The following is a 12,174-nucleotide window of genomic DNA, read 5'->3' as shown; positions in this document are numbered from 1 at the left end:
GTGCACTCGTCAGGGCAGGAGAGAATTCAGTGGCGCAGCCCAACATCCCCGAAGACATCGACTTCACCGATCCGGATCTCTACGCCGAGCGGATGCCGTTCGAGGAGTTCGCCGAGCTGCGTAGGACGGCCCCCGTCTGGTGGAACAAGAAATCCCCGGACGTCGGCGGATTCCACGACGAGGGATTCTGGGTCGTGTCCCGGCACGAGGAGGTCCGTGAGGTCTCCCGCCGGAGCGACGTGTTCTCCAACTGGGAGAACACCGCGATCCCGCGGTTCAACGACGACATCCCGCGCGAGGCCATCGAACTGCAGCGCCACGTCCTGCTCAACAAGGACGCGCCCGAGCACACCAAGCTGCGCAAGCTCGTCGCCCGCGGTTTCACCCCGCGCGCGATCAACGGCCTTCGCGACGAGCTGAACGCCCGCGCGAAGAAGATCGTCGAGGAGGCCTGCCGGGCCGGCGGGGGCGACTTCGTCACTCAGGTCGCCGCGGAGCTGCCGCTGCAGGCCATCGCCGAACTCATCGGCGTCCCGCAGGAGGACCGCGACAAGATCTTCGAGTGGTCGAATCAGATGACCGGCTACGACGACCCGGACAACACCGCCGACCCGGCGGCCGCGTCGATGGAGGTCCTCGGCTACGCGTACCAGATGGCCGCCGCCCGCAAGGAGTGCCCGGCCGACGACATCGTCACCACCCTGATCGAGGCCGACATCGACGGTGACGAGCTCTCGCCCGAGGAATTCGGCTTCTTCTTCATCGTGCTCGCCGTCGCCGGCAACGAGACCACCCGCAACGCGATCACGCACGGGATGGCGGCGTTCCTCGACAACCCGGAGCAGTGGGAGATCTTCAAGCGGGACCGGCCGAAGACCGCGGCCGACGAGATCATCCGCTGGGCCACGCCGGTCACGTCGTTCCAGCGCACCGCGCTCGAGGACACCGAGCTCGGCGGCCGGACGATCCGCAAGGGCGACCGCGTCGTGATGCTGTACGCGTCGGCGAACAACGACGAAGAGGTGTTCGAGAACCCCCGCACCTTCGATGTCCTGCGAGATCCCAACCCGCACCTCGCCTTCGGCGGTACCGGTGCGCACTACTGCCTCGGCGCGAACCTGGCGCGGATGGAGATCGACCTCGTGTTCAACGCGATCGCCGACTACATGCCCGACATCACCAAGGTCGCCGATCCGAAGCGGCTGCGCTCCGGCTGGCTCAACGGCATCAAGGAGTTCCGGGTGGACTACAAGACGCAGGGCGGCTGCCCGGTCGAGCACTGACCCGGGTGGGGCGGCGCCGAGAGATCGGGAATCCCCCGGCGCCGCCGCGCTTTCCGTGTGAGCGGGGCTGCGGGAGCCGGCGGCATGGGTGCACCCCGCCGAAATTGGGGGTGAGGGCGGGGTGCTCGCCCACAGTATTCGGCCGCCGAGGCGCCCCCGGCTTTCGGTCCTACTGGCCGGGACCTGTTTGCGCGACCGCCGCCGTGCCGGGTCCGGCCTGCGCGGGCCGAACAGCGGGACTCGGCGCCGAGCCCCGAGAGAACCCGCGCAGCAGGGGCCGTGCCTGTTGTTCCACCCAGTGAGACGTCTCCTCCCGCGCGCCGCGGTTGCGGAAATAGTGTCACGTGCTCCTGGAACGGAATCGGCGAAAGGCATCGAACATGGTGGAATGGGCGGAAGAATGCGACGTCCTCGTCGTCGGATCGGGCGCCGGCGGCTGCTGTGGCGCCTACACCGCTGCCCGCGAGGGACTGTCCGTCGTCCTGGTCGAGGCCTCCGAGTACTTCGGCGGCACCACCGCATATTCCGGCGGCGGCGGGGTCTGGTTCCCCACCAATGCGGTGCTGCGACGTGCCGGTGACGACGACACCATCGACGACGCCCTGACCTACTATCACGCGGTCGTCGGCGACCGCACCCCCCGCGACCTGCAGGACGCCTATGTGCGCGGCGGCGCTCCCCTGATCGACTATCTCGAGGCCGACGAGGACATCGAGTTCACCGCCTACCCGTGGCCGGACTACTTCGGCAAGGCTCCCAAGGCCAGCGCGAAGGGCCGTCACATCGCGCCGACCCCGCGGTCCGTCGTCGACGACCCGGAACTCAACGAGTCCGTCCGCGGGCCGCTGGGTCGCGAGCGCAACGGGGATCCGTTGCCGGACAAGCTGATCGGCGGACGTGCCCTCATCGGCCGGTTCCTGCTCGCCATGCGCAAGTACCCGAACGTGCAGTTGCATCGGAACACCGCGCTCGAGGAACTCGTCGTCGAGGACGGCGCCGTGGTCGGCGCGATCGTCTCCCACGGCGACCAGCGGCGGGCGGTGCGGGCCCGCAAGGGCGTCGTGCTCGCCGCCGGCGGATTCGACCACAACGACGAGATGCGCGCGCAGTACGGCGTTCCCGGCGCGGCCCGCGATTCGATGGGGCCGTGGTCCAACCTCGGCAAGGCCCACCAGGCGGCCATCGCGATCGGTGCCGACGTCGACCTGATGAGCGAGGCGTGGTGGTCGCCGGGGCTGACCCACCCCGACGGGCGCTCGGCCTTCGCGCTGTGCTTCACCGGCGGCATCTTCGTCGACCAGGACGGCAACCGCTTCACCAACGAGTACGCGCCCTACGACCGGCTCGGCCGCGACATCATCGCCCGGATGGACAAGGGTGAGATGACGCTGCCGTTCTGGATGATCTACGACGACCGGGGCGGCGTCGTGCCGCCGATCGCGGCGACAAACGTGCCGCTCGTGGAGACCGAGAAGTACGAGGCGGCGGGACTGTGGAAGACCGCCGACACGCTCGCCGAACTCGCCGACCTGATCGGGGTGCCGGCCGAGGCGCTCGAGGCGACCGTCGCGCGGTTCAACCGCCTCGCCGCCACCGGCGTCGACGAGGACTTCGGCCGCGGGGACGAGCCCTACGACGTGGCGTTCACCGGCGGCGGTTCGGCGCTGAGCCCGATCGAGAAGGGGCCGTTCCACGCCGCGCAGTTCGGCATCTCGGACCTCGGCACCAAGGGCGGACTGCGCACCGACACGGTCGGCCGCGTGCTCGACGGCGCCGGGGCGCCCATCGCCGGGCTGTACGCGGCGGGCAACACGATGGCCGCCCCGAGCGGCACGGTCTACCCCGGCGGCGGGAACCCGATCGGCACCAGCGCGCTGTTCGCCCACCTGGCGGTCCGGGACATGGCCGGAGCGTAAAGCCGCACCGGCCGGCCCGGGTCCCGCTCAGTGGGTCCTGCGTCACACTCGCGTCTGCTCGACCGTACGGTTCGGGAGCGACGAACCAGTACGTAGGAGCTTTCATGAGCACATCGTTGGCACCCGAACGGTCCCCCTCGACCCGTGCCGAACGCCGTTACCAGCGGACCCGGCCCGTGGGGGCGGTGGTGGCGATCCTCATCGCCGTCGAGGTCATCAGCGCATTCGAGACGTCGATGATGTACGCGGCGCTGCCGACGTTCGCCCGCGTCTTCGAGGCGGACGCCTCCGCGGTCGGATGGACCGTGACGGCGTTTCTGCTGGTGGCGGCGGCCTCGGCGGCGGTGTGCGGCCGGCTCGGCGACATGTACGGCCGCGAACGGGTGCTGATGTTCGTGCTGGCCTGCGCTGCCACCGGCTCCGTCGTCAGCATGGCGTTCGGGACCCTCGAGGCCATCATCGCCGGCCGGGCGATCCAGGGTGTGGCCGGAGCGATCCTGCCGCTGTGCATCGGCCTGGCCCGCGAACACCTGCCGGCCGAGCGCGTCCCCATGGCGGTCGCGCTGATCTCCGGGTCGGCCGTCGCGGCCGGCGCGGCCTCCCTGCTGGTCGCCGGCGTCCTCATCGACCTGGGCGACTGGCGGTACATCTTCGTCGTCGCCGCCGGCTACGCGCTCGTCTGTCTCTTCCTGGTCGAGGCCGTGCTGCCGTGGCGGCGCCGCACCGCTCGGCGGCAACCGATCGACGTCGTCGGCGCGGTCGGCCTGGCGGTGTCGGTGGCGTCCGTCCTGTTCGGTCTGACCCAGAGCCGCTCCTGGGGCTGGAGCGACGCCCGCGTGCTGGGTCCGATCGTCCTCGGCGCCGCGGTGTTCGCCTGCTGGGTGTGGTGGGAACTGGGCCGGACGTCTCCGATCGTGAACCTGCGCCTGCTCGCCGAGCGCAACGTCGCCCTGACGATGCTCGCCGGGGTCGCACTCGGCGTCGGACCGATCGGCGTCGGGACGATGATCATCCCGATCATCATGCAGAGCCCGGCCACCGCGCCGTTCGGCCTGGGACTCTCGCCGACCTACGCCGGAACGCTGTCGTTCGTCGGCGCGATGATCGGCATGGCATTCACCCCGGTCGCGGGCAGGATCGCCGCCGCCGTAGGGGCGCGGACGTCGTTGCTGCTAGGCAGCGTGATGTTCCTCGTCGCGTGTGCCGGGTTCTTCTTCTTCCGCGCATCGGTGATCGGAATGACGCTGCTGGTCGTGGCCGTGTCGGTGGCGACGGCGTTCGCGTACACGGCGCTGCCGAACCTGCTCGTCGAGTCCGTCCCGGAGCACAACACCAGCGAGATGGCCGGCAGCCAGACGGTGCTGCGCACCGCGGCGTCGGCGGTGGGCACCTCGCTCGCCTCGCTCCTGCTCGCGTCCCTGGTGCTGCCCGGGACGGCGACGCCGACAGTGGCCGCGCTCGGGGCCGTCTGCGCGATGCTGGTCCTCTCCTGCGCCGTGACGATCGGGCTGGGTTCGGCGATCAGGTATCGGCGGGCGTGATTCCCGGCCCGTCCAGCAGCGTCAGATCGTCGGGGACGTCGATGTCCCCGGGATCGGCGAGGCGCGTGCAGTCCAGCCGTCGCACCCGGTCGCGGTTGCGGGTGAGGAATCGCCGGGCTCCCTCGTCGCCGACGGCCTCGCGGGCCGCCGCCTCGGCGTCGCGGCGGTCGAACACCACGGGATGCCCGGGGCGGTCCCCGAACACCGCCAGGGTGATCGTGCCCGGGCGGTGCGCGAGGAGTACGGTGCGGACGAGTTCGGCGGTGATGCCGGGGAAGTCGACGACCGTCAGCGCGATCACGTCGTGGCCGGTCGTGGCGTCCACCCCGCACCGCAGCGACGTCGACATCCCCTCGGCCCAGCGCGGATTGACGACGGAGCGGACGCCGGGCGGACACGCGGCGACGACGTCGTCGGCGTAGGCGCCGGCGACCACCGTGACCTCGTCGCAGCCGCCGTCGGCGAGCGCGGCCACCACGGTGTGCAACAGGGGGCGGCCGCGGTGGGGGAGCAGCGCTTTCGCGCGCCCGCCCAGCCGCGTGCCGCCCCCTGCCGCGAGGACGATCCCGGCGACGGTCATGGCCGGACTCTAGCCGCGTGCTTCCTCGGTTGCGGGACGAACCGTCGCCATGGCCCGTTCGACCTCCCAGAAGGCGCGCAGCGACGCGATCCGGCCGTCGTCGTCCACGCGGTAGACGAACACGCCCTCGGCGTCGATCACGTTGCCGCCGAGGGTCGTGCGGATGGTGCCGATGTTGACGCACTCGTCGCCGCACACCAGCACGTCGTCGACGAGGAACTCGAGCTTGTCGGTGTTCGCGATGGTCATGTCGTAGAACCGCGAGATCGCCTCGCGGCCGTGATGGCCCTTGCCCTCCGGATCGAATCCGGACGGACCGACCGGGTCCTCGACGACACCGTTCTCGGCGAACAACGCGAGCCACTCGTCCTTGCGTTTACCGCTTGCCGCCGCCTGCGACGCCCGCGCGGCGACCCGGGCCGGGTGTTCCTCGCTCATGCCGATGCCCTTCCGTGGATGTACCTGTCGGCGAAACGGTGCAGGGACTCCTGCTTCGCCTCGAGGGGACTGTCGAAGCCGTGCCCGTCGAAGATCCACGGCACCACGATGATGTCGGTGACGCCGGCATCCTCGAGCTCGGCGTACCCGGCACGGCCGAACCGGTCCACGCACACCGCCTGGATCTCGAACGGATCGTCGGCGCGGCCGTGTTCGGCGCGCAGCTCCCGCAGCCGGGCGATCACCTGCACGAGGTCGTCGAACCGGATCATCGCCGAGGTCCAGCCGTCGCCCACGCGCGCCGCCCGGCGCAGCGCCACGTCGGTGTGGCCGCCGATGTAGAACGGCACGGGTTCGGTGGGGGCGGGGCTCATCTGCAGCCGGTCGAAGTCGAAGAATTCGCCGTGGTGCTCGACCATGCCGCCGCCGAGGATGAGCTTGATGACGTCGATCATCTCGTCCACCCGCTTGCCGCGCCGCGCGTACGGCACCCCGCACCACTCGAACTCCTCCGGGGCCCAGCCGATTCCCACTCCGAAGCCGAAGCGGTTACCGGTGAGGTTGGCCACCGAGCCGACCTGGCGCGCCAGCAGCACCGGGTTGCGCGAGCCGAGCTTGAGGACCTGGGTGTAGAACCGGAGTGTCGACGTGACCGCCCCCATCGCGGCCGCGGCGATCAGTGGGTCCGCCCAGGGCGTGTCCTCGGTCCACATCCGCGACCCGTCGGGGGTGTACGGGTAGTCGACGGTCTGCTTCTCCATGTAGAACAGGGAGTCGGGCAGCGCGATCGACCGGAACCCGCACTCCTCGGCGGTGCGGGCGAGGCCGGTGAGCTGGTCGAGGGGCGTCATCGCGACGCCGACGGTGAAGTCCACCACGGTCCGTGCCTATCGTTCCGGTCGGTCCGAGCCGACGACCCACATCGAGAAGTACTGCGAGCCGCCGCCGTACGCGTGCCCGAGTGCCTTGCGTGCGCCGTCGACCTGATGCTCCCCGGCGCGCTGCATCACCTGCATCGCGGCCTCGGCGAACCGGATCATGCCGGAGGCGCCGATCGGGTTGGAGGACAGCACACCGCCGGACATGTTGACCGGCAGCTGACCGCCGATGGCCGTCTCCCCGGCCTCGGTGAGCTTCCAACCGGAGCCCTCCGGGGTGAAGCCGAGGTTCTCGAGCCACATCGGCTCGAACCACGAGAACGGGACGTAGATCTCGGCGCAGTCGATCTCGGTGAGCGGGTCGGTGATACCCGCGGCCTGCCACAGCGCCGCCGCGGCCATCCGGCCTGCCTCGGGGTTGACCTGGTCGCGTCCCGCATACGTGGTCGGCTCGGTCCGCATCGCGGTGGCGTGGATCCACGCGACCCTCCGGCCCTGCGCCTCGACCGCCGCGGCCGAGTCCTCGTCGCCGATCACGACGGCGCACGCGCCGTCCGACGACGGACACGTCTCGTCGTAGCGGATCGGATCCCACAGCATCTGCGACGCCTGCACCGACTCGAGCGTGATGTTCGGCTGCTTGAGGTGCGCGTACGGGTTCTTCGCGCCGTTGAGCCGGTCCTTCACGGCGACCATCGCGCCGATGTGCTCGGGTGCGCCCGATCGGCGGATGTAGGAGCGCACGTGCGGGGCGAAGTAGCCGCCGGCGCCGGCGCCGACCGGCATGGTGAACGGCACCGGGGTGGACAGCGCCCACATCGCGTTCGACTCGGACTGCTTCTCCCACGCCACGGCCAGCACCCGCCGGTGCACGCCGGCCTGCACGAGGCTGGCGGCGACATTGGCGGTGGACCCGCCGACCGAACCGGCGGTGTGGACCCGCAGCATCGGCTTGCCGGTGGCGCCGATCGCGTCGACCATGGTCAGTTCGGGCATCATCACGCCCTCGAACAGGTCGGGGGCCTTGCCGATCACGACCGCGTCGATGTCGTCCCAGCCGACGTCCGAGTCGGCCAGGGCGCGGTCGATCGCCTCGCGCACGAGGCCGGACATGGACACGTCGTGCCGCTTGGCGACGTAGTGGGTCTGCCCCGTGCCGAGGACAGCCGCGAGTTGCTTGGCCATGTCAGTTACGTCCCTCCAGAACGGCTACCAGATTCTGTTGCAGCACAGGACCGCTCGTCGCGTGTGCGAGGGCCCGCCCGGCCCGCCCGGCCATGATCGCCTGCGCGGCGCAGCCGATGCGCTCGAGGCCGCCGGAGAACATGGGGTTACCCGTGAGCGGGCCGCCGGTCGGGTTGACCGCCGTCGCGTCGGAGAGGCCGAGGGCCTCGCGCAGGATCAGCTCCTGATGGGTGAACGGCGCGTGCAGTTCGGCGACGTCGAACGCGGTGTCACCGCCGGTGACGGCCCGCGCGGCGGCCGACGCGGACGGCGCGGTCGTCAGGTCGCGGCCGCCGAGGTTCGGCGAGTCGATGCGATGCTCGATGCCCGTGATCCAGGCGGGGTTCTCGCACAGTTCACGGGCCCGGTCGCCGGCGGCGAGCACGATCGCGGCGGCGCCGTCGGTGACCGGCGCGCAGTCGTGCCCCCGCAGCGGATCGGCGACGTAGGGCCGGGCCAGCAGCTCCTCGACGTCGAAGTCGCCGCTGATCTGGGCGTTCGGGTTGTCCTTGGCGGCTGCCCGCGCGCGCACCGCGACCTGTGCCATGTCCTCCGCCGTCCACTTGCCGGCGTCGAGCCCGAACCGGGCCTGCAGCCCGGCGAGGGACACGGAATCGAGGCCGAGCGGGGCGACGAGGTACGGGTCGAGCTGCAGGCCGAGGACCTGACGCAGGGTGCCGGCCGACGACTTGCCGAAGCCGTACACCAGGGCGGTGTCGACCTCCCCGGTGATCAGCTTGACCCAGGCCTCGTACAGCGCCCAGGCGGCGTCCATCTCGACGTGGGATTCGTTGATCGGCGGCACCGCGCCGATCGCGTCCACGGCCGAGATGAACGAGAACGCCCGGCCCGCGAGATAATCGGACGAACCGGAGCACCAGAAACCGATGTCCGACTTGGTGATTCCCAGCTTCGAGTACAGCTCCCGGAAGCAGGGGACGAGCATTTCGACGCCGTTGGTGGTGCCGGTGGTCTCGCGCACGTGGGGTGCCTGCGCGAAGCCGACGACTGCGATGTCTGTCATGGTGGGCGCGGCTCCCTTACAGGTGGTGTTTGAAGGTCTCGTAGTCGGCGTCCGGTTCGCCGGTCGGCCGGAAGTACTCGATGTTGCGCAGCGTGTAGTCCCACTCCTCGCGCGGGCGCCACTTCGCCTCCACCCGCATGCCCATCCGGACGTCGGCGGCGTCGCACTCGAGGATCAGGTGCAGGAACGGGATGTCCGCACCGTCGAGCAGCACGTAGGCCGCGACGTACGGCGGCGTGATCTGCTGGCCGAGGAACGGCACGTTGACGATGCAGAACGTGGTGACGATGCCCTTGTCGGACACCTCGACCTGCTCCCGGGTGGGGATGCCGTCGGTGGGGTTCGCGCCGCGCGGCGGGATGTAGACCTTGCCGCCCGGTCCGGTGCGGCCGCCGATCAGCTTGCCCTCGGCCAGCGCGCGCAGGTAGTAGGACTCCTCGTAGGACGCGCTGTGCGTGTAGTGCAGATCCAGCGGCGTGATCATCATCGTCACCGGCTCGCCGGAGGCGTCCGTCCGGACCGTGACGGTCTCGGCCTCGCCCGGTTCGAAGGCTGCGATGTCACGAATGTGACCGGCGCGGTCGTCGGCCCACCGCACGCGTACCCGCATCCCGGTGCTCATGTCCTCGGGACCGGGGACGTCGACCGCGTGCAGCAGCGTCGTGTCGGCCCCGTCCAGCTGGATCAGCGCCCACGCGAACGGCCGGTCGAACGGCTGGCCCGGCAGCGGCTCGGGGTTCCACGTCCAGCTGCGCACCGTGCCGGACTGCCCCACCTCGACGAAGTCGGTGAGGGGTTCGTGGGTGACCGCGTCGAACTCCGGGGGCGGCACGAGGACGCGCCCGTCCGAGCCGCGGGCGCCGAGGATGCGCCCGTCGCGCAGGCCCGTGACGAACGCGCCGACGGTCGGCCCCGTGGATCGGGTGTAGTCGAACTTCAGGTTCAGTGGTGCGCTCAGCGGCTTCTCCGCGATCGCGCTCTTTCCCAGGCTCACAACTTCGAGTAGAACAGGTTCTAGAGATGGTGGCAAGGGTACCGTCCGAGCAGCGGTGTCCCCGGTCCGCCCCGAAAGGAATGGTGTGCAATGAAACTGGGTCTGCAACTCGGCTACTGGGGGGCGCAGCCGCCCGCGAACGCCGGCGAGCTCGTCGCCGCCGCCGAGGCGGAGGGTTTCGATGCGGTCTTCGCCGCGGAGTCGTGGGGCTCGGACGCGTTCACGCCGCTCGCGTGGTGGGGCTCGGGCACGCGGCGGGTGCGGCTCGGCACGTCCGTCGTGCAGATCTCCGGCCGCACCCCCACCAGTTGTGCCATGCACGCGATCACCCTCGACCACCTCAGCGGCGGGCGGCACATCCTGGGGCTCGGCGTGTCCGGGCCGCAGGTCGTCGAGGGGTGGTACGGCGAACCGTTCGCCAAGCCGCTCGCCCGCACCCGCGAGTACGTCTCGATCGTGCGCAAGGTGCTGGCCCGCCGGGAGCCGGTGACCAACCCGGGCCCGCACTACCCGCTGCCGTACGACGGACCCGGCGCCACCGGGCTCGGCAAGCCGCTCAAGCCGATCACGCACCCGCTGCGTGCCGACATCCCCATCTGGATCGGCGCCGAGGGGCCCAAGAACGTCGCGCTGACCGCCGAGATCGCCGACGGCTGGCTCGCCATCTACTACTCCCCGCGCCTGGCCCCGATGTACGACGAGTGGCTCGACGAGGGCTTTGGCCGGCCCGGCGCCCGGCGCACCCGCGACGACTTCGAGATCGCCGCGACCTGCCAGGTCGTCGTCACCGACGACCGGACGGGGACCATCGCCGGCCTCAAGCCCGTCACCGCCCTGTACGTCGGAGGCATGGGCACCCCCGAACTCAACTTCCATGCCCAGGTGTACCGGCGCATGGGCTACGGTGACGTGGTCGACGAGGTGACCGCCCTGTTCCGCGCGGGCCGCAAGGACGAGGCCGCCGCCGCGATTCCCGACGAGATGGTCACCGAGACGATGATCATCGGCGACCGCGACGAGGTGCGCGCCGGCGTGAAGCGCTGGTCCGACGCCGGCGTGACGATGCTGCTCGTCAGCTGCCGCGACGCCGAGCACGTGCGCTCCCTGGCGGACGTCGTGCTGCGGTAGGCGCCCGCTTCCCCCGAGCGAATGTATCGTTCACCTCCTCAGATCGACGGGATGCCACATTCGCTCGGTGGGGAGGTTGTCCACAGTCGGCGAGTTGCTCCACAGATTCGACGAATGCACGCTCCGCGGCCACACGAATCCGATCGAGCGGCGCACTGTAGGTCCATGAGAAGGGGTGAGTGGGCGGGGGATCCGGAGGCACTGGGCCGGCTGGGCGACAGCGGTGTGGTTCGCGACGCCGTGCTTCGTCGTGTCGGAGTGTCGGGGTCGGCAATTCACGAGCGGTGCCGTCCGGGTGGTCCCTGGCAACGGCTGCTGCCGGGCATCGTGATGCTCGGAAACGGACCGGCGTCGGCTCGGCAACGCACGATCGCGGCCATGAAGTACGTCGGCGACGACGCCGTACTCACCGGACGATCGGCGCTCGGAGAACATGGACTGGCGGGAGAACAATACGACGTCCACGTGCTGCTCCCGGCGAATCGTCGCGTGCAGTCGGCCGGATTCGTCCTCGTCGAGCGGACAACCCGAATTCCGGACCCTTTGATACGTAATGGCATCCGGTGTGCTCCCATCGAACGTGCCCTGCTCGACGCCGCGCGCCGGTGCACCACTCTCGATGCGACGCGGTCGTTGATCGCCTCGGCCGTCCAGCGTGGAGCGGTGTCGGTGGCAGCGCTGCAGGAGGAACTGGCGGAGGGGAGCGGGCGGGGTTCGGCTCTGCCGCGGCGGGTGCTCCGGGAGGTGGATGCCAACGTCCACTCGGTGGCGGAGGCGAAGGCCCGGGAGCTATGGGAACGCAGCGGTCTGCCCGAGATGGTGTTCAACCGCGATGTTCTCGACTCCCGGGGCGGGTTCATCGCACGACCTGACGGCTGGATCGACGACGTCGCGATGGCCTGGGACATCGACTCCCTCGCGTGGCACCTGTCGCCCAAGGCGTACAAGGACACGATCGAGCGCCGGACCCGCATGCAGAACGCGGGCATCATCGTGCTGCCGACGATCCCGAGTGCGGTGGAGCGGTCACCGAGGCGTGTCGTCGACGACCTGCGCCGGCACTACGAGCTCGCGGCCTCTCGGCCGCGGCCCGACGTGCGACTACGGACGGTGGCACCGGGCTGAGCGAATGGACCATACCGTCGGACTACGGAGGTGAGCGATACAT

At 70.3% G+C, this 12,174-nt stretch carries 11 protein-coding genes; 5 read left to right on the top strand and 6 right to left on the bottom strand.

The annotated features are described in order from the left end of the window. Positions 1-29: 29 nt before the first annotated feature. The 3 genes from OCS65_RS25090 to OCS65_RS25080 all read left to right on the top strand — a co-directional run bounded on the left by OCS65_RS25090 (position 30) and on the right by OCS65_RS25080 (position 4,740). A complete protein-coding gene (locus tag OCS65_RS25090) occupies positions 30-1,283 on the top strand; it encodes a cytochrome P450 (RefSeq protein ID WP_029541008.1) in 1,254 nt (417 codons plus the stop codon). 344 nt (positions 1,284-1,627) lie between these two features. Further along, positions 1,628-3,199, top strand: a complete 1,572-nt coding sequence (locus tag OCS65_RS25085; RefSeq protein WP_263507974.1) for an FAD-binding protein — start codon at positions 1,628-1,630, stop codon at positions 3,197-3,199. 104 nt (positions 3,200-3,303) lie between these two features. Further along, positions 3,304-4,740 carry an MFS transporter gene (locus OCS65_RS25080; protein WP_263507972.1) on the top strand — a complete coding sequence of 479 codons (1,437 nt, stop codon included), beginning with the start codon at positions 3,304-3,306 and terminating at the stop codon, positions 4,738-4,740. On the opposite strand, the gene OCS65_RS25075 is transcribed toward OCS65_RS25080, so the two are convergent. From OCS65_RS25075 to OCS65_RS25050, 6 genes are read right to left on the bottom strand one after another with little or no spacing between them, the layout of a single operon-like run. After that, the gene (locus OCS65_RS25075; protein ID WP_043797485.1) at positions 4,721-5,320 is read right to left on the bottom strand and encodes a nucleotidyltransferase family protein; all 600 of its coding nucleotides are present in this window, start codon (positions 5,318-5,320) and stop codon (positions 4,721-4,723) included. The genes OCS65_RS25080 and OCS65_RS25075 overlap by 20 nt on opposite strands. A 9-nt stretch (positions 5,321-5,329) precedes the next feature. Continuing rightward, positions 5,330-5,758 (bottom strand): nuclear transport factor 2 family protein, encoded by a 429-nt coding sequence (locus OCS65_RS25070; RefSeq protein WP_161995578.1) that lies wholly within the window; start codon positions 5,756-5,758, stop codon positions 5,330-5,332. Continuing rightward, positions 5,755-6,633 (bottom strand): TIGR03619 family F420-dependent LLM class oxidoreductase, encoded by an 879-nt coding sequence (locus OCS65_RS25065; protein ID WP_072634321.1) that lies wholly within the window; start codon positions 6,631-6,633, stop codon positions 5,755-5,757. Before OCS65_RS25065 ends, OCS65_RS25070 begins: the two co-directional genes overlap by 4 nt. A 12-nt stretch (positions 6,634-6,645) precedes the next feature. Next, on the bottom strand, positions 6,646-7,821 hold the full coding sequence (locus tag OCS65_RS25060; protein ID WP_006937825.1) for a thiolase domain-containing protein: 1,176 nt from the start codon (positions 7,819-7,821) through the stop codon (positions 6,646-6,648). A gap of 1 nt (position 7,822) precedes the next feature. Beyond that, positions 7,823-8,884: a thiolase domain-containing protein gene (locus OCS65_RS25055; RefSeq protein ID WP_006937826.1), complete on the bottom strand. Its 1,062-nt coding sequence runs from the start codon at positions 8,882-8,884 to the stop codon at positions 7,823-7,825. A 16-nt stretch (positions 8,885-8,900) separates the two neighbouring features. After that, entirely contained in the window at positions 8,901-9,878 is a 978-nt protein-coding gene (locus tag OCS65_RS25050) for a Zn-ribbon domain-containing OB-fold protein (RefSeq protein WP_006937828.1), read from the bottom strand. A gap of 90 nt (positions 9,879-9,968) precedes the next feature. Here OCS65_RS25050 and OCS65_RS25045 point away from each other — a divergent pair, with 90 nt between their 5' ends. Then, positions 9,969-11,006, top strand: coding sequence for an LLM class F420-dependent oxidoreductase (locus OCS65_RS25045; protein WP_065923041.1), 1,038 nt, complete (start codon positions 9,969-9,971; stop codon positions 11,004-11,006). 165 nt (positions 11,007-11,171) lie between these two features. Next, a complete protein-coding gene (locus tag OCS65_RS25040; RefSeq protein WP_029541024.1) occupies positions 11,172-12,131 on the top strand; it encodes a nitrite reductase large subunit NirB family protein in 960 nt (319 codons plus the stop codon). The last annotated feature ends 43 nt before the right edge of the window (positions 12,132-12,174 follow it).

It is taken from the genome of Rhodococcus aetherivorans, from assembly GCF_025722975.1.
GTDB lineage: Bacteria > Actinomycetota > Actinomycetes > Mycobacteriales > Mycobacteriaceae > Rhodococcus > Rhodococcus aetherivorans.
The sequence above is the reverse complement of the archived record's forward strand: the minus strand, read 5'-3'. Positions and strand labels throughout refer to the sequence as shown.

Excerpts from the sequence above, each read along its gene's own strand:
- OCS65_RS25055 (WP_006937826.1), bottom strand. The coding sequence starts at position 8,884 with ATGACAGACATCGCAGTCGTCGGCTTCGCGCAGGCACCCCACGTGCGC.
- OCS65_RS25075 (WP_043797485.1), bottom strand. The coding sequence starts at position 5,320 with ATGACCGTCGCCGGGATCGTCCTCGCGGCAGGGGGCGGCACGCGGCTG.
- OCS65_RS25040 (WP_029541024.1), top strand. The coding sequence starts at position 11,172 with ATGAGAAGGGGTGAGTGGGCGGGGGATCCGGAGGCACTGGGCCGGCTG.
- OCS65_RS25080 (WP_263507972.1), top strand. The coding sequence starts at position 3,304 with ATGAGCACATCGTTGGCACCCGAACGGTCCCCCTCGACCCGTGCCGAA.
- OCS65_RS25045 (WP_065923041.1), top strand. The coding sequence starts at position 9,969 with ATGAAACTGGGTCTGCAACTCGGCTACTGGGGGGCGCAGCCGCCCGCG.
- OCS65_RS25070 (WP_161995578.1), bottom strand. The coding sequence starts at position 5,758 with ATGAGCGAGGAACACCCGGCCCGGGTCGCCGCGCGGGCGTCGCAGGCG.
- OCS65_RS25060 (WP_006937825.1), bottom strand. The coding sequence starts at position 7,821 with ATGGCCAAGCAACTCGCGGCTGTCCTCGGCACGGGGCAGACCCACTAC.